The 16,557-nt window shown below is 56.8% G+C and carries 12 protein-coding genes and 1 other annotated feature; all 12 genes read left to right on the top strand.

The genetic code is table 11. The features are described 5' to 3' along the window. Positions 1–38 precede the first annotated feature (38 nt). The 12 genes from gmd to ftsX all read left to right on the top strand — a co-directional run bounded on the left by gmd (position 39) and on the right by ftsX (position 16,534). Positions 39–1,127, top strand: a complete 1,089-nt coding sequence (gene gmd, locus GPK89_RS06470) for a GDP-mannose 4,6-dehydratase (RefSeq protein WP_215692086.1) — start codon at positions 39–41, stop codon at positions 1,125–1,127. Positions 1,128–1,151: 24 nt separating this feature from the next. Continuing rightward, a complete protein-coding gene (locus GPK89_RS06465) occupies positions 1,152–2,096 on the top strand; it encodes a GDP-L-fucose synthase family protein (protein WP_215692085.1) in 945 nt (314 codons plus the stop codon). Positions 2,097–2,107: 11 nt separating this feature from the next. Next, entirely contained in the window at positions 2,108–3,424 is a 1,317-nt protein-coding gene (locus GPK89_RS06460; RefSeq protein ID WP_215692084.1) for a sugar phosphate nucleotidyltransferase, read from the top strand. A 39-nt stretch (positions 3,425–3,463) separates the two neighbouring features. Continuing rightward, positions 3,464–3,709: a binding site (T-box leader), on the top strand. A 59-nt stretch (positions 3,710–3,768) separates the two neighbouring features. Beyond that, positions 3,769–4,791: a phenylalanine--tRNA ligase subunit alpha gene (pheS, locus tag GPK89_RS06455; protein WP_215692083.1), complete on the top strand. Its 1,023-nt coding sequence runs from the start codon at positions 3,769–3,771 to the stop codon at positions 4,789–4,791. Positions 4,792–4,810: 19 nt separating this feature from the next. Then, positions 4,811–7,234, top strand: coding sequence for a phenylalanine--tRNA ligase subunit beta (pheT, locus tag GPK89_RS06450; RefSeq protein ID WP_215692082.1), 2,424 nt, complete (start codon positions 4,811–4,813; stop codon positions 7,232–7,234). A gap of 128 nt (positions 7,235–7,362) precedes the next feature. Then, positions 7,363–8,334, top strand: a complete 972-nt coding sequence (srtB, locus tag GPK89_RS06445; RefSeq protein WP_215692081.1) for a class B sortase — start codon at positions 7,363–7,365, stop codon at positions 8,332–8,334. 369 nt (positions 8,335–8,703) lie between these two features. Beyond that, on the top strand, positions 8,704–10,545 hold the full coding sequence (glmS, locus tag GPK89_RS06440; RefSeq protein WP_215692080.1) for a glutamine--fructose-6-phosphate transaminase (isomerizing): 1,842 nt from the start codon (positions 8,704–8,706) through the stop codon (positions 10,543–10,545). A 182-nt stretch (positions 10,546–10,727) separates the two neighbouring features. Next, entirely contained in the window at positions 10,728–12,710 is a 1,983-nt protein-coding gene (locus tag GPK89_RS06435) for a polysaccharide biosynthesis protein (protein ID WP_215692079.1), read from the top strand. A gap of 4 nt (positions 12,711–12,714) precedes the next feature. Continuing rightward, positions 12,715–13,341, top strand: coding sequence for a sugar transferase (locus tag GPK89_RS06430; protein ID WP_215692078.1), 627 nt, complete (start codon positions 12,715–12,717; stop codon positions 13,339–13,341). A 247-nt stretch (positions 13,342–13,588) separates the two neighbouring features. Further along, the gene (locus GPK89_RS06425; protein ID WP_078783700.1) at positions 13,589–14,674 is read left to right on the top strand and encodes a PucR family transcriptional regulator; all 1,086 of its coding nucleotides are present in this window, start codon (positions 13,589–13,591) and stop codon (positions 14,672–14,674) included. A gap of 170 nt (positions 14,675–14,844) precedes the next feature. Then, positions 14,845–15,606 carry a cell division ATP-binding protein FtsE gene (gene ftsE, locus GPK89_RS06420; protein ID WP_215692077.1) on the top strand — a complete coding sequence of 254 codons (762 nt, stop codon included), beginning with the start codon at positions 14,845–14,847 and terminating at the stop codon, positions 15,604–15,606. A 22-nt stretch (positions 15,607–15,628) separates the two neighbouring features. Further along, positions 15,629–16,534, top strand: a complete 906-nt coding sequence (ftsX, locus tag GPK89_RS06415) for a permease-like cell division protein FtsX (RefSeq protein WP_215692076.1) — start codon at positions 15,629–15,631, stop codon at positions 16,532–16,534. The last annotated feature ends 23 nt before the right edge of the window (positions 16,535–16,557 follow it).

The following is a 16,557-nucleotide window of genomic DNA, read 5'->3' as shown; positions in this document are numbered from 1 at the left end:
TACCGCGCAAGATACAGACGAAAGGGTTAGAACCGACTATGAAAAAAGCTCTCATCACCGGCGTGACCGGCCAGGACGGCAGCTATCTGGCAGAGTTCTTGCTGGAAAAAGGCTACGATGTCCACGGTGTCATCCGCCGTTCTTCCGTTGACTACCGTGAGCGCATTGCCCACCTGGAAGGCCATCCCAACTTCCACCTGCACTATGGCGACCTCAGCGACTCCATGAGCATCCTGTCCGTTGTCAGCACCGTGCGCCCCGACGAAATCTACAACCTCGCCGCCCAGAGCCACGTGCAGGTCAGCTTTGACGTGCCCGAGTTTACCGCCGATGTCGACGCCACCGGCGTGCTGCGCGTGCTGGAGGCTGTGCGTCTCTGCGGTCTGAAAGACACCTGCCGCATCTACCAGGCTTCTACCTCCGAGCTGTACGGCAAGGTCGAGGAAGTCCCCCAGAACGAAAACACACCGTTCCACCCATACAGCCCCTATGCCGTCGCCAAGCAGTACGGCTTCTGGATCGTCAAGGAGTACCGCGAAGCCTACAATATGTTCTGCTGCTCCGGCATTCTCTTTAACCACGAGTCCGAGCGCCGCGGCGAGACCTTTGTCACCCGCAAGATCACGCTGGCTGCCGCCCGCATTGCCCAGGGCAAGCAGGACAAACTCTGCCTCGGTAACCTGTCCAGTCTGCGCGACTGGGGCTATGCCAAGGATTATGTCGAGTGTATGTGGCTGATTTTGCAGAACAAGACCCCTGAGGATTTCGTCATTGCCACCGGCGAGCAGCATTCCGTCCGCGAGTTCTGCCAGCTGGCCTTCCACGATGTAGGCATCGAGCTGGAATTTACCGGCGAGGGCATGAACGAGAAGGGCATTGACAAGGCTACCGGCAAGGTCGTTATTGAGGTCAGCCCCGACTTCTACCGTCCGACCGACGTCGTCAACCTGTGGGGCGACCCCAGCAAGGCCAAGCGCGAGCTGGGCTGGAACCCCACCAAGACGACGTTCGAGGAACTCGTCAAGATCATGGTCGACCACGACATGAAGAAGGTCGCCGTCGAGCGCGCCGAGGAGCATATCCAGACGAACCTTGCCGAGTACCTGGAAAAGGGCGTTATCAAATAATTTATCGGGAGAAGGTATTTTATTATGATGGAAAAGAATGCAAAAATCTACGTTGCCGGCCACCGCGGCATGGTGGGTTCGGCCATCGTGCGCGAATTGCAGCGCCAGGGATACACCAATATCATCACCCGCACCCACAAGGAACTTGACCTCTGCCGCCAGGAGGATGTCGAGAAGTTCTTTGCCGAGGAAAAGCCCGAGTACGTCTTTTTGGCAGCGGCCAAGGTCGGCGGCATCGTCGCCAACCAGGAGGCCCTGGCCGATTTCATGTGGTTCAACATGACGCTCGAAATGAACGTCATCCACTCTGCCTGGCAGAACGGCTGCAAAAAGCTGGAATTTTTGGGTTCTTCCTGTATCTACCCCCGCATGGCACCCCAGCCGATGAAGGAAAGCTGCCTGTTGACCTCCGAGCTGGAAAAGACGAACGAGGCCTATGCTCTCGCCAAAATCAGCGGCCTGAAATACTGCGAGTTCCTGAACCGTCAGTATGGCACCGACTACATCTCCGTCATGCCGACGAACCTCTATGGCCCCAACGATAACTACCATCCGACCCACAGCCATGTGGTGCCGGCACTTATCCGCCGCTTCCATGAAGCCAAAATCAACGGCGTGGACTCTGTGACCTGTTGGGGTGACGGCAGCCCGCTGCGCGAGTTTTTATACGTCGACGACCTTGCCAATCTCTGCGTGTTCCTGATGAACAACTATTCCGGCAATGAGACCGTCAACGCGGGAACCGGCAAGGAGCTGACCATCAAAGAGTTGACCGAGCTTGTCGCCAAGGTCGTGGGTTACACCGGCAAAATCAAGTGGGATACCTCCAAGCCCAACGGCACGCCCCGCAAGCTGCTGGACGTCAGCAAGGCAACGAACCTGGGCTGGACCTATAAGACCGAGTTGGAAGACGGCCTGCGCCTTTCCTATGAGGACTTCCTGCATAACCCCATGCGCGCCGAGCGCTGAAAGGAAACGCCATGAACATTATCCTGCTGTCCGGCGGCTCCGGCAAGCGTCTGTGGCCGCTGTCCAACGATATCCGTTCCAAGCAGTTCATCAAAATTTTCAAGACCGTTGATGGCTATGAATCGATGGTTCAGCGTGTCTACCGCCAAATCAAAGAGGTAGACGCCGAGGCCAATGTGACGATTGCCACCAGCAAGACCCAGGTGTCGTCCATCCACAACCAGCTGGGCAGTGCGGTGGGTGTCTGCGTTGAGCCGTGCCGCCGCGATACCTTCCCGGCCATCGCACTGGCGACAGCCTACCTGCACGATGTCAAGGGCGTCGGACTGGATGACGCTGTTGTCGTCTGCCCGGTGGACCCCTATGTCAACAATGACTATTTTGCCGCTCTCAAAGGCTTGTCTGACCTGGCCGAGCAGGGGAACGCGAACCTCTCTCTGATGGGCATTGAGCCGACTTACCCCAGCGAAAAGTACGGCTACATCATTCCCGAGAGTGCCGACGCCGTCAGCTCGGTCAAGACTTTCAAAGAGAAGCCTGACGCCGCCACGGCGGAAAAATATATCGCCCGGGGGGCGCTCTGGAACGGCGGCGTTTTTGCTTACAAGCTGCGCTATGTGTTGGACAAAGCCCACGAGCTGATCGACTTTACCGACTATCACGACTTGTTCAATAAGTACGAGACGCTGAAAAAAATCAGCTTCGACTACGCCGTTGTCGAGAATGAGTCCAAAATCCAGGTCATGCGCTTTGCGGGCCAGTGGAAGGACATGGGCACCTGGAACACACTGACTGAGGCCATGGAAGAACCCAGCATCGGCAAGGCGATCCTGAACGACACCTGCGAGGGCGTCAATGTGCTGAACGAGCTGGACGTGCCGGTTCTCTGCATGGGGCTGAAAAACGTCGTTGTCTCCGCCAGCCCGGAGGGCATCCTCGTCTCCGACAAGGAACAATCCAGCTACATCAAGCCCTATGTGGACAGCATTCACCATCAAATTATGTTTGCCGAAAAGTCCTGGGGTTCCTTCCGCGTGTTGGACATTGAGGATGAAAGCATGACCATCAAAATCACCCTCAACCCTGGCCACGGCATGAACTACCACAGCCACGAAAACCGCGACGAGGTCTGGACCATCATTTCCGGCACCGGCCGCGCGATTCTGGACGGTGCAGAGAAGCAGGTCAAGGCAGGGGATATCCTGACCATGCAGGCAGGCTGCAAGCACACGATCTTTGCCGATACCGAGCTGAAAATCATTGAGGTGCAGCTCGGCAAAGCTATCAGCGTGGAAGATAAGCAGAAGTATCCGCTGCCGCAGGCTTGACAGTGCGCAAAATTCGCGCTATACTAATCTAGTATTCACAAAAACACAATGACGGAGAAAGTACGCGCAAGGTTCTTTGGGCCAGAGAGGGCGGTCGTCGGCTGCAAGCCGCCTGCAAAGAAATTGTGCGGAAGTTCCCTCCCGAGTGGTGCGCGGGAAAGGCCGTTCCGGCCCGGTAGTGCGCAACGGCCCTGCACCGTTACCCGCAGCAAAGAGTGCCGCTTTTTATAGGCGGAACACGGGTGGTACCGCGGAGAATTGTATGTACAAGGCTTCGTCCCTGATTTCACACAGGGACGGGGCTTTTTTATTTGCTCCGGCCCAAAGTCAAACAGAGGTGTACTATGGAAGAAAAAATCAAAGAGCTGCGCGCCGCCATTGAGCAGGCCAGCGCAGCCGTCACCGACAAAGCCCAGCTTTCTGACTTCTGGCAGAAATACCTGAGCAAGAACGGCGAGGTCGCAGGCCTGACCAAGAGCCTGCGTGACGTTCCCAAGGAGGATCGCCCTGCCGTCGGCAAGACCATTAACGAGTTCAAGCAGTGGGCCGAGAAAGAGTATCAGACACTGTCTGAGCAGGTCGAGAAGGCTGCCTTGGCTGCCCGCAACGCCGCCGAGACCGTCGATATCACGATGCCCGCCAAGATTCGCCCCCACGGCGTGTTGCATCCCATCACCCTCGTCAAGAATGAAATCATTGACGTGTTCGCCGGTATGGGCTTTGAAATTTACGAAGGCCCCGAGATCGAGGACGACGACCACAACTTCACCCGCCTGAACGTGCCGAAGAACCACCCTGCCCGCGATATGCAGGATACCTTCTACGTTGCGGACGATATCGTATTGCGTACCCAAACCAGTGGCGGCCAGATTCGTGTCATGGACATGGAAAAGCCCCCCATCAAGGTATTGGTCCCCGGCCGCGTGTTCCGCTCTGACTCCGACGCGACCCACTCCCCGATGTTCCATCAGATGGAAGGCCTCGTCGTCGATAAGGGCATCACCCTCTGCGACCTGCAGGGTATGCTGGACAAGTTCGTCCAGGCGCTGTTTGGACCCGAGGTCAAGACCCGCCTGCGTCCTTCTTACTTCCCGTTCACCGAGCCCAGCGTCGAGGTCGACGTTTCCTGCTTTGAGTGCGGCGGCAAGGGCTGCCCGCTCTGCAAGCACACCGGCTGGATCGAGGTCCTGGGCGCGGGCGTTGTCCATCACAGCGTTCTGGAAAACTGTGGCATTGACCCCAACGTCTATTCCGGCTTCGCCTTCGGCATCGGCATTGAGCGTATCGCCATGCTGAAATATGGCATCAACAACATCGGACTGATGTTTGAAAACGATCTGCGCTTCTTGAAGCAGTTCGAGGATTGACAGGGGAGGAGACGAGACAATGAAAGTACCATTCAGCTGGTTAAAGCAATATGTTGATATCGACGTCACCGCACAGGAGCTGGAAGACAAGCTATTCGGCTGCGGCTTTGAGGTCGAGGAGCTCATCGACCTGGGCGGCGAGATTTCTAAGGTCGTCGTCGGTGTCGTGACCGAGTGTGTCCCCCAGGAGGGTACCCACCTGCACATCTGCAAGGTCGATTGCGGCGAGTACGGCCACGATATTCAAATTTCCACCGGTGCGCCCAACGTTTACGCGGGTATGCACACCGCCGCCGCGCTGGACGGCTCCACGCTGCCCGGCGGCATCAAGATCAAAGCCAAGCCCCTGATGGGCGTTGAGTCCAATGGTATGCTGTGCAGCGGTGAGGAACTGGGGCTGAACGACGACCTGTACCCGGGTTCCGAGGTCTACGGCCTGCTCGATTTGCCGAAGGACACCGTCCCTGGCACGCCGATTCAGGAAGTTGTCGGCCTTGACGACTACATCTTTGATATCTCCATCACGGCCAACCGTGCCGACTGCCAGAGCGTGCTCGGCATTGCCCGCGAGGTCTCCGCTGTGCTGAACAAGCCCCTGAAAATGCCTGCCACCGACTACACGACCAGCGACTTTACCGATCCGCGCCTGTCCATCAGCGTGGAGGCAACCGACCTGTGCCCTCGCTACATCGGCCACTATGTGCGCAACATCACGCCGGGCGAGTCCCCGCGCTGGATGAAACGCCAGCTGGCCCTCTGCGGCCTACGCAGCATCTCCAACGTCGTGGATATCACAAACTACGTCATGCTGGAAATCGGCCAGCCGATGCACGCTTTTGACATGGACACGCTGGAAAGCTGCCAGATTCTTGTCCGCCGCGCCAAGGACGGAGAAAAAATCACAACGCTGGACGAAAAAGAGTTCACCCTGACTCCCAATAACCTCGTCATCTGCGACGGCTCCAAGCCGGTCGCACTGGCCGGTGTCATGGGCGGCCTGAACAGCGAAATTAAAGATACGACCACCCAGCTGTTGTTCGAGAGCGCCAAGTTTGCCCGCGACAACATCCGTAAGACCGCTCGTGGCCTGGGCCAGAACACCGACGCTTCCAGCCACTACGAGAAGGGCATTTCCGAGTATACCACCGAGCTTGGCATGGCCCGTGCCCTGCATTTGATCCAGGAGCTGGGCTGCGGCGAAGTCACTTCCACCCACTTTGACTGCTCGGCCGGTGCGCCGCGTGAGGGTAAGCATTTCACCGCCAGGATCAGCGGCATCAACGCGATTTTGGGTATCACCGTTCCCACAGACGCCATTCTCGACATTCTGAACCGCCTGCAGTTTGAGGTCAAGCTCGAAGCCGACGGCGACACGATGCAGGTCGTTGCGCCCCGCTGGCGCGAGGATATCGAGGTCGGCGAGCCTGACCTGGCCGAGGAAGTCATCCGCGAGTACGGCTATGACCATATCGTGCCCACCTTCCTGAAAGCCGCCACCGTCACCAGCGGCGGCCTGACCGCCGAGCAGAGAGCTCAGGCCAAAGCCAAGCGTACCATGTGCGCCCAGGGCTTCTACGAGGCTGAGACGCTGGCTTTCTACGCTGACGCCGACCTGGATATGCTGCATATTGCCGCCGATGCCCCGGAGCGCAATGTCATCCGCATTCTGAACCCGATTTCCTCCCACCTGACCATCATGCGCCCGCTGCTGGCACCGTCCCTGCTGAATGTCGTTGTCGACAACCTGCGCAAAGGTAACGCCGAGGGCCGCCTGTTCGAGCTGTCAAACATCTATATCCCGAAACAGCAGCCTTTGACCGAGCTGCCCGAGGAGCGCCTGCACCTGGGCTTTGCCGCCTGGGGCAAGGACGAGGACTTCTTCGCCGTCAAAGGCGCCGTCGAGAGCTTTGGCACTGCGTTCGGCGTTGAACTGAGCGTCGAGCGTGCCACCGATGTTGCCTGGCTGCACCCCGGCATTGCCGCTTATATCCTGTGCAAAGGGGAGCGCGTCGGCGTGTTCGGCAAACTGGCTAACGATGTGACCAGCGAATTGAAACTGCCTAAGGACAGCCGCGCCAATCTGAACATCTACCTCGGCGAGATCGACTGGGTCGCCTTCCACGCACTGGTGCCTGCCGCTGTCCATTACCAGCCCATCCCCGAGTTCGCTCCGGTTCAGCGTGACCTGGCCCTCGTCGCACCGGAAAGCATGGAGTGCGGCACCCTCGTCACCGAGATGCAGCGCGCCTGCAAGCAGCTGACCAGGGTCGAGCTGTTCGACATCTACCGTGGTGAAAAACTCGGCGCTGACAAAAAGAGCATGGCGTTCAGCCTGTTCTTCCAACCCGGCGATAAGGCCCTGACCCCCGATGAGGTTGACCGCTTCGTCAAGAAGATTCTCGGCAACCTCAAGTTCAAGCTGGGCATCGAGATCCGCGAGTAATCCTGTATCATACAGACCGCTCTGTGCCGCTTGGCGCAGGGCGTTTTTTCGCGGAATTTCGCTTGCATTTTTTCTGGTTCCGTCGTATAGTAAATAGAGACTATCCAGACTGTCACAGGAGAATGATTATGGCAAAAATACACCGCAATGACGCGCCGCTGTACCAGGGCCAGCCTGCGAATCCATACAGCACCGCCACTCTGCCGGAAATTCCCGCCCAGAAGCCCGCGGCTGAATTTTACGACCAGGACCACGATAAGGAATTTACCGAGCGCGAGGAGAAAAAGCACCCCAAAAAGCACGCCCAGAAGAACGCGGAGGCCCGCAAGAAAAAGCGAGGCGATCTGGTCTATACGATTGCCATGGTCGTGTTCGCGGTGATTTTCCTGGTCAGCGGCGGGCTGCTGGTCAAGCGCTTTATCGATGATAAAAAGACCGAGAGCGAGTTTGCCGACCTGCAATCGATGATCGATACCTCCGCCACGCCGGAACCGGCCGCAGCAGGGGAAAACGTCAACCCCAACGGTGCCAAGTTTGCCGCGCTGAAAAATAAGAACGCTGACTTCATCGGCTGGATTTCCATTGACGGCACAACGCTGGACTTCCCGGTCATGTACGCGCCCGACAACAAGGATTTCTACCTGCGCCATGACTTCAACAAGCAGTACAGCGTCTACGGCGTGCCGTACCTGGACGAAAAGACCACGCTGGGTGCCAACGCCGAAAGCGAGAACCTTATTATCTACGGCCACAACATGAAGACCGGCACGATCTTCGGCTGCCTGACCGAGTACAAAAAGGCCGCCTACTACCAGGAGCACCCCTACATTGAGTTCGACACACTTTACGGTGACGCAAAATATGAGGTGTTTGCCGCCTTCGCCATCGACGTGGTGAACGATACGTCCTTCGTCTACAACCAGTATGTGGACATGGACGAGAATACCTACAACGCCTATGTGGATGAGGTCCTTTCCCGCAGCGATGTGGACAGCGGCATCCGCCCCAGCTACGGCGAGCAGCTGCTGACCCTCTCCACCTGCGAATACTCGACTGACAACGGCCGCTATGTCGTCGTGGCGCGGCGCGTCAACTCCTGATTTTCATAAGTTTTACAGAACAATACTTAAAAATCTTTTGCGGCAAGTACCAAACGCAGGTAAAATTGCGTTTGGTACTTGCTATTCTTTGTCGGATGTGCTATCCTAATAAATGCGCGATAACTTTTGATTCGTTCTTATATGGTGTAAGAAACCGGAAAGGGAGAATGCGCGCAGCGGGCGGCCGTAGCCCTTGACGGCCGTCCGCTTTTGTTTTTGCAGCGCGTACAAAGGCGCAAAAAATGCACAAAAGTATAGACAAATTGCGCAAGAAAGCATATACTATATAAGTATTTTGATTTTACGCGCTAAAGCATATGTATGGGAAAGTATATCAAAACACAGTTACAGTAAGGGAGGATACCTGCTATGTGTGGAATCGTAGGCTTCACCGGTGCGGCGCAGGCCGCGCCCATTCTGCTGGATGGCCTGGCGAAACTGGAATACCGCGGCTATGACTCTGCCGGTCTGGCCGTGCAGAACGCTGCCGGTAAAATCGAGGTCGTCAAGGCCAAGGGCCGCCTGAAGGTTCTGAGCGAAATGACCGACGGCGGCAGCGCGGTCTCCGGCAGCTGCGGCATCGGCCATACCCGCTGGGCTACTCACGGCGAACCGTCCGTCATCAACGCCCACCCGCACTATTCCCGTGACCAGAAAATCGCTGTCGTACACAACGGCATCATTGAAAACTACCAGGAAATTAAAGAGCGCCTGCTGAACAAAGGCTTCACCTTCGTCTCCCAGACCGACACCGAGGTTGTGGCTCAGCTGCTGGACTACTATTACACCGGCGAGTCCGCCGGCAACGCGCTGGATGCCATCACCCGCATGATGGTCCATGTGCGCGGCTCCTACGCGCTGGGCGTGCTGTTTGCCGATGAACCCGGCGTCATCTACGCCGTGCGCAAGGACAGCCCCCTCATCGTCGGCAAGTGCGGGGACGGTGCCATCATCGCCTCCGATGTGCCCGCGCTGCTCAAGTACACCCGCACGGTCTACTACATTGACAATCTGGAAATCGCCCGCCTGACACCGGATTCCATCGACTTCTTCAATATCGACAAGGAGCCCATCACCCGCGAGTCCACTACCATCGAATGGGATGCCGAAGCAGCCGAAAAGGGTGGCTACGAGCATTTCATGATGAAGGAAATCTACGAGCAGCCCGCCGCTGTACGCGACACGATCTCGCCTCGCCTGAAGGACGGCCAGATTGATTTGTCTGAACTGGCACTGGACGAGGCTGCCATCCAGAATGTACGCCGCCTCTACATCATCGGCTGCGGCTCGGCTTACCATGTCGGCATGGCCGCGCGCTATGTGTTTGAGAGCCTGGCCCGCATCCCGGTCGAGGTTGACGTTGCCAGCGAGTTCCGCTACCGTAACCCGGTGCTGGAGTCGGATTCCCTCGCCATGGTCATCAGCCAGAGCGGCGAGACCGCCGACACGCTGGCCGCCCTGCGTCTGTGCAAGGAGCGCGGCGTGCGCACCATCGGCATCGTTAACGTTGTCGGTTCCAGCATCGCCCGCGAGGCTGACGCCACCATGTACACCTGGGCCGGGCCGGAAATTTCCGTTGCCACCACCAAGGCGTATAGCACCCAGCTGGCGGCCTGCTATCTGCTGGCTACCGAGTTTGCCCGCGTGCGCGGCACCCTGGCTGACGGCCAGTATGAGCACCTTGTCACCGAACTGGAAGCCTTGCCCGAGAAAATCGAGAAAACGCTTGCCGATAAGGAGCGTATCCAGTGGTTTGCCAGCAAGTACGCCAACGCCAAGGACGCCTTCTTCATCGGCCGCGGGCTGGACTATGCCGTCGCGCTGGAAGGCAGCCTGAAATTTAAGGAGATCAGCTATATCCACTCCGAGGCATTTGCTGCGGGTGAGATGAAGCACGGCCCGATTTCCCTGGTCGAGAACGGCACGCTGGTCGTCGGCATCCTGACCCAGCCGGATCTGTTCGAGAAGTGCGTCTCCAACATGGTCGAGGTCAAGAGCCGCGGAGCATTCCTGATGGGCCTGACCACCTACGGCAATTACAGCATTGAGGACACGGCGGGCTTTACCGTCTACGTGCCCAAGACTGACCCCCACTTTGCCACCAGCCTGTCGGTCATTCCGCTGCAGCTGCTGGCCTACTATGTCAGCTGCGCCAAGGGCCTGGACGTGGATAAGCCCCGCAACCTGGCCAAGAGCGTGACGGTCGAATAAGCAAATTCGTCTGTTTTACCAAAATTTTCTGCTCAATTTTATACAACATTAGCCCCATTTGCCCGCCGAAAAGTAGGACAGATGGGGTTCTTTTGTGCTATAATAAATAAGTATAGCGATTTTATCGGGCCCCTCAAACAGGGAACACCCAGAATATAGAGTTTATGGTAGAGGAAAAACAGATGCAACAAGATGTAAACAAACAAATCATAAAGGGTCTGCCGCGCCGCATTGCCTTGATGCTGCTGGACTGCTGCCTGATCGTTGTCTGCTACTGGCTGGCGGTCATGCTGCGCTTTGACAGCGGCGACGCCTACCGCCGCGTGGAAATTCTGCGCGCCATGGCCCCCATGCTTTTGTACGTGCTGCCCATCTACATGATCGTGTTCTGGTTTGGCGGCCTGTATGAGATCATGTGGGAGTACGCCGGTATGCGCGACCTGGCCCGCCTGACCTGCCTATCCGGGTTGGCAACAGGGCTGATCATGCTGTTTGATTTGATTTACCATAACCGCCCTATTTCCGGCGCGGTGCTGATTTTCGGTGCAGTGTTCAACACGGCGGCCATCTCGGGCGTTCGCTTTCTCTGGCGGTTGATACGCACCGTGCAGGCGGCCAAAGCTACCAAGCCGGAGGACAACACGCCACTGCTCATCGTCGGTGCGGGCAACGCCGGTGCTTGGGCTGTCAACCTGTGCAAGAACAAGAACCAGAGCTTCGGCAACCCGGTCTGCATAGTGGACGACGACCTGACAAAAAAAGACCTGCGCGTGCAGGGTGTGCCGGTGCGGGGTACGATTTCCGATATTCCCGAGTTGGTGCGCAAGTACCACATTATGGAAATCGTCATCGCCATCACCACCGTGAAAGGCGACCGTTTGAGCGAAATCATCAACCTGTGCAATTCCACCCACTGCCGCGTGCGGATGATCAGTGACCCCCAGGCCGTGGACGAGAACGGCAACCCGGTGGCCGCAGGTTTCCGCGAACTGAACACGGCAGACTTCCTCTCCCGCGACGAAATTCAGCTGAACAACGCCCAGATTTCCGAGTACCTGCATGACAAAGTCGTGCTGGTCACGGGCGGCGGCGGTTCCATCGGCAGTGAGCTTTGCCGCCAGATCATGCGCTACCAGCCTCAGCGGCTGCTGATTTTTGATATCTACGAGAACTGTGCCTATGAGCTGGAAACCGAGCTGAAAAACAAGTACGGTGCCGATGCCCCCATCATCACCCTGATCGGTTCCATCCGTGACAAAGCGCGTCTGGACGAAGTATTTGAAACCTACCATCCGTCGGTCGTGTTCCATGCAGCCGCCCACAAGCATGTGCCGCTTATGGAAATCAGCCCCGCCGAGGCCGTCAAGAACAACGTGTTCGGCACGAAAAACCTGCTGACTTCTGCCGCTGAACACGGCGTTGAGCGCTTCGTCCAGCTTTCTACCGATAAGGCCGTCAACCCCACCAACGTCATGGGCTGCACCAAACGCCTGTGCGAAATGCTCATCCAGACCTTCTCACGCGGTACAACGATGACCTGTGTGGCCGTCCGCTTCGGTAACGTGCTGGGCAGCCACGGCAGCGTTATCCCACTGTTTGAGGAGCAAATCAAGCGCGGCGGCCCGGTCACCATCACCCACCCGGACATTGTGCGCTACTTTATGACCATCACCGAGGCTGCACAGCTCGTTTTGCAGGCGGGCGGCCTTGCCAAGGGCGGCAGTATCTACGTGCTGGACATGGGCGAACCGGTCAAAATTATGGATCTCGCCAACCGACTGATTCGCTTCTACGGGTATGAGCCGGGCGTGAATATGCAGGTCAAAATCACCGGCCTGCGTCCCGGCGAGAAACTGTACGAGGAACTGCTCATGGACGCCGAGCGGGACAAGATGGGGAAAACGGCCCACAACAAAATTTTTATCGCACCGCCCATGCAGATCGATTTGGAAAAATTCTACACCAATCTGCAGAAGCTCAAGGACTCCGCCAAGCACAACGATGATGAAGTCGTCGACGTGCTGCAGGAGATGGTCCCGACCTACCATCCCAACCGCCGCGTGCGCGCAGACCACACCGTTGTAGCTGCCACCGGCAACACGGCGCTTTTCTCCAAGGAGGAAGTCGCCCGCAAATTGCAGGAAAGCGAACATAAGGAGGGCTGACCCCATGTACGAGCGTTATATCAAGCGTCTGCTGGACATTATCCTCTCACTGGCCGCCACGATTATTTTGGCTATCCCCATGGGTATTGTGGCGCTCTGGATCAAAATTGACTCGCCGGGCCCAGTGTTTTTCAAGCAGCGCCGCGTCGGCAAGGACAAGACCCACTTCAATATTTTAAAGTTCCGCACGATGCGCGGTGACACGCCCCATGACGTGCCCACCCATCTTTTGAAGAATGCCGACAGCTACATCACCAAGAGCGGCGCTTTCCTGCGCAAGACGAGCCTGGACGAACTTCCCCAAATCTACAACATCCTGGCCGGGCAGATGAGCGTCATCGGCCCGCGTCCGGCGCTGTACAACCAGTATGATTTGATTGAAGCCCGCGACAAGGTCCACGCCAACGATGTGCGCCCCGGCCTGACCGGTCTTGCACAGGTCAACGGCCGCGACGAGCTGCCCATCGATATAAAGGCACGCTACGACGGTGAATACGCCGCCCATGTAACCTTCTGGCAGGATGTGAAAATCTTCTTTCACAGCATCACCTACGTGTTTGAACGGCGTGGCGTTGTCGAGGGCGGCACCGGTGCGATGAACCAGACAAAAGAGGAAAATCCGTCAAAATGACGGACGCTGTACCCGCCGCAAACATAGCGGTGGGTACATTTTTTGTGCTGATTTGAAAAATGTACAAGAAAATCTTGCGATTTTAGTGAAAATATGTTGCAAAAGCCAACTGAATTGTGTAAAATATACATTATGAAGTTTTGGTTTTCGGGCAGATTACCAAACGGCAATTTTGCCAAACACCCATAGCCCGCACTGCACACCGGTGCAGACTGTCTAAATAACAGCAAAAGGGGAGTCACATATTATGGCAAACAGGGTATTCCAGAATGTGGTCTACCAGATGAAAGACGCAGTGGATCGTGTTGTCGGCGTCATTGATGAGACCGGCACCGTCATTTCCTGCTCTGAACTGGGGCAGATCGGCGAAGTGCGTGAGGGCGTTGCAGCCGTGCGTCAGACTGCCGGGGATGCTTTTGTGCGTGATGGCTATGCCTATCACCAGTTCTCCAACGCAAAGCACAACGACTATGCTGTCTTTGTCGAGGGCACCGACACCACGGCTGAGCAGTTCGCCGCCATGCTGTCCATCAGCCTGCAAAGCATCAAGCAGTATCACGACGAAAAATTCGATAAGACGAACTTCATCAAGAACGTCGTGCTCGACAACATCCTGCCCGGCGATATCTACGCCAAGGCGCGGGAACTTCACTTCGTCTCCGACGTGCAGCGTGTTGTGCTGCTGATTCGCGTGACCTCCGGCAACGATATTTCCGCCTACGATGTCGTCAGCGGCCTTTTCCCGGACAAACAAAAAGACTTCGTCTTTAACATCAGCGAGACGGACACCGTCCTTGTCAAGGAAATCAAGCCCGACAACAACACCCGCGATATGGAAAAGCTGGCGGCCTCCATCGTCGACACTTTGCAGGGCGACCACTATATCAAGGCGGTCGTCGGCATCGGCACACCCATCGGCAACATCAAAGACCTGGCTTCCAGCTTCAAGGAAGCACAGATTGCTATGGAAGTCGGCAAGGTGTTCGACACCGAGCGCCAGGTCATCAGCTATGACCATCTTGGCATTGCCCGCCTGATCTATCAGCTGCCCACGACGCTCTGCGAGGCTTTCCTGCGCGAGGTATTCAAGCAGGAGAGCATTGACTCCCTTGATGCCGAGACGCTGTTCACCATCCAGCGCTTCTTTGAAAACAACCTGAATGTCTCCGAGACGAGCCGCGGGCTGTTCGTCCATCGCAACACGCTGGTCTACCGTCTGGAGAAGATTCGCAAGCTGACCGGCCTGGATCTGCGCAACTTTGACGACGCTATCGTTTTCAAGGTAGCCCTGATGGTCAAGAAATATCTGTCCGCCAACCCGGCCAAGTATTGATTTTAATAAAACTTTCACAGATAGAAACAGCGCTGCGCAACGATGCGGCGCTGTTTTTGCTATTTTTGTCATTTCCTGTCACTTGACCGGGCGCGGCAATCATGGTATTCTATTATATGTATGACTGTAACCATAACAGCAAGAGCCGCACGGCGGCAGGAGAACCCCGAATGATCGAATTTGAACACGTTTATAAAACCTATGAGACGCACAACGACGAGAACGTTGCACTCGAGGATATCAATATCCATATCGAAGAGGGCGAGTTTGTCTTTATCCTGGGACATTCCGGTGCGGGCAAATCCACTTTTTTAAAGCTCATCCAGATGGAAGAAAAGCCCACGAAGGGCAAGGTCTTTATCAACGGCCAGGACCTGACCCGTATTCGTCGGCGCAAGGTGCCCTATCTGCGCCGCCAGATGGGTGTTGTGTTCCAGGACTTCCGCCTGATTCCGACGATGACGGTCTACGAGAACGTTGCTTTTGCCATGCGCGTGACGAATATCTCGACTAAGAAGATTCGGGACCGTGTACCGTTCGCGCTCTCCCTCGTCGGTTTGGAAGATAAGATGGATCGTCTGCCAGATGAACTTTCCGGCGGCGAGCAGCAGCGTGTAGCCGTTGCCCGTGCCCTGGCCCACGGCCCCAAGCTCATCATTGCAGACGAGCCCACGGGCAACATCGACCCGGAAATGTCCATGGACATTATGCAGCTGTTCGAGGCCATCAACAAAGTCAACATCACCGTTGTCGTCGTCACCCACGAGCACGAACTGGTCCACAAGCTGGCCCGCAAATACGGAAACCGCGTCATTACGCTGGCCAACGGCATGGTCGCGTCCGACACAGCCCACCCGGAGGCTGCCCGCCGCTACGCCGCTGCCATGGCCGAGCGCGAAGCCGACGAGTACGATGACTACGACGAGGATTGATTTTTAACAAAGAGGGGACACCATGCGTTTTTCCAGCTTTACCTATCTGGTCGGCCAGGGTCTGCACAACCTGCGGGCCAATCGGCTGATGACTTTTGCCTCTATGGGTGTGCTGACCGTCTGTATGCTGCTGATTGGTGCGGCCTACCTACTGGGCGTCAACATTGACGCCATGGTGGCGTACATCGGCGACCAGAACGAGACTGTCGTCTATATGGACGACAACGCCACCGACGAGCAGATTGCCGCTGCAGACGCCGCCATCCGCAGCACACCCCATGTGGTGGGCGTGACCTATATGTCGCCCCAGGACGTGCTTGCCACCTACGGCGACATGCTGGCTGACTACACGAACCTGCAGCAGGTTTTCGAGAATGACAACCCGTTTACTCCGAACTACCGCGTCGCGGTGGACAGCCCCGATGATATTGAGAGCGTCTCGGCCCAGCTGCTGCAAATCGATGGCGTTGCCAGTGTCAATGCGCCGCTGGCTATGGCCGATACCTTCACGTCCCTGCAGCGGGTCATCAATTACGCCTGCTACGGCATCGTGGCGGTGCTGGCCATCGTCTCCATCGTCGTCATCAACAACACCATCAAAATCACTGTCTTTAACCGCCGCAAGGAGATCGGTATTATGAAACTGGTGGGTGCCACCAACGGCTTCATCCGCTTTCCATTCTTTGTCGAGGGCGTGACCTCCGGCCTGATTTCGGCAGGTATCGCCTCCGGCATCGTCTGCGGTGCATACTATGCGCTCTGCCGCTGGTATGCCGAGAATCCGTCCAACCTATCCCAGATGTTCGGCGGCTCCCTCGTGCCGCTGGAACAGGTGTGGTATTACATTGTCGGCGGCTTTGTCGTGCTGGGCTTTGTGCTCTGCGGCCTTGGCACTGCAACCAGCATCCGCAAGCATCTGAACGTATAACAGGGGATACAGGAAAGTCAAGA

Source organism: Gemmiger formicilis (assembly GCF_018784445.1).
Lineage (GTDB): Bacteria > Bacillota > Clostridia > Oscillospirales > Ruminococcaceae > Gemmiger.
Note: the sequence above shows the minus strand (reverse complement) of the source record. Positions and strands in the feature narration are given on the sequence as shown.

Bases quoted from the DNA above. Each gene is read 5' to 3' on its own strand.
- glmS (WP_215692080.1), top strand. From the start codon at position 8,704: ATGTGTGGAATCGTAGGCTTCACCGGTGCGGCGCAGGCCGCGCCCATT.
- GPK89_RS06435 (WP_215692079.1), top strand. From the start codon at position 10,728: ATGCAACAAGATGTAAACAAACAAATCATAAAGGGTCTGCCGCGCCGC.
- GPK89_RS06465 (WP_215692085.1), top strand. From the start codon at position 1,152: ATGATGGAAAAGAATGCAAAAATCTACGTTGCCGGCCACCGCGGCATG.
- pheS (WP_215692083.1), top strand. From the start codon at position 3,769: ATGGAAGAAAAAATCAAAGAGCTGCGCGCCGCCATTGAGCAGGCCAGC.
- ftsE (WP_215692077.1), top strand. From the start codon at position 14,845: ATGATCGAATTTGAACACGTTTATAAAACCTATGAGACGCACAACGAC.
- pheT (WP_215692082.1), top strand. From the start codon at position 4,811: ATGAAAGTACCATTCAGCTGGTTAAAGCAATATGTTGATATCGACGTC.
- ftsX (WP_215692076.1), top strand. From the start codon at position 15,629: ATGCGTTTTTCCAGCTTTACCTATCTGGTCGGCCAGGGTCTGCACAAC.
- GPK89_RS06430 (WP_215692078.1), top strand. From the start codon at position 12,715: ATGTACGAGCGTTATATCAAGCGTCTGCTGGACATTATCCTCTCACTG.
- srtB (WP_215692081.1), top strand. From the start codon at position 7,363: ATGGCAAAAATACACCGCAATGACGCGCCGCTGTACCAGGGCCAGCCT.
- GPK89_RS06425 (WP_078783700.1), top strand. From the start codon at position 13,589: ATGGCAAACAGGGTATTCCAGAATGTGGTCTACCAGATGAAAGACGCA.
- gmd (WP_215692086.1), top strand. From the start codon at position 39: ATGAAAAAAGCTCTCATCACCGGCGTGACCGGCCAGGACGGCAGCTAT.
- GPK89_RS06460 (WP_215692084.1), top strand. From the start codon at position 2,108: ATGAACATTATCCTGCTGTCCGGCGGCTCCGGCAAGCGTCTGTGGCCG.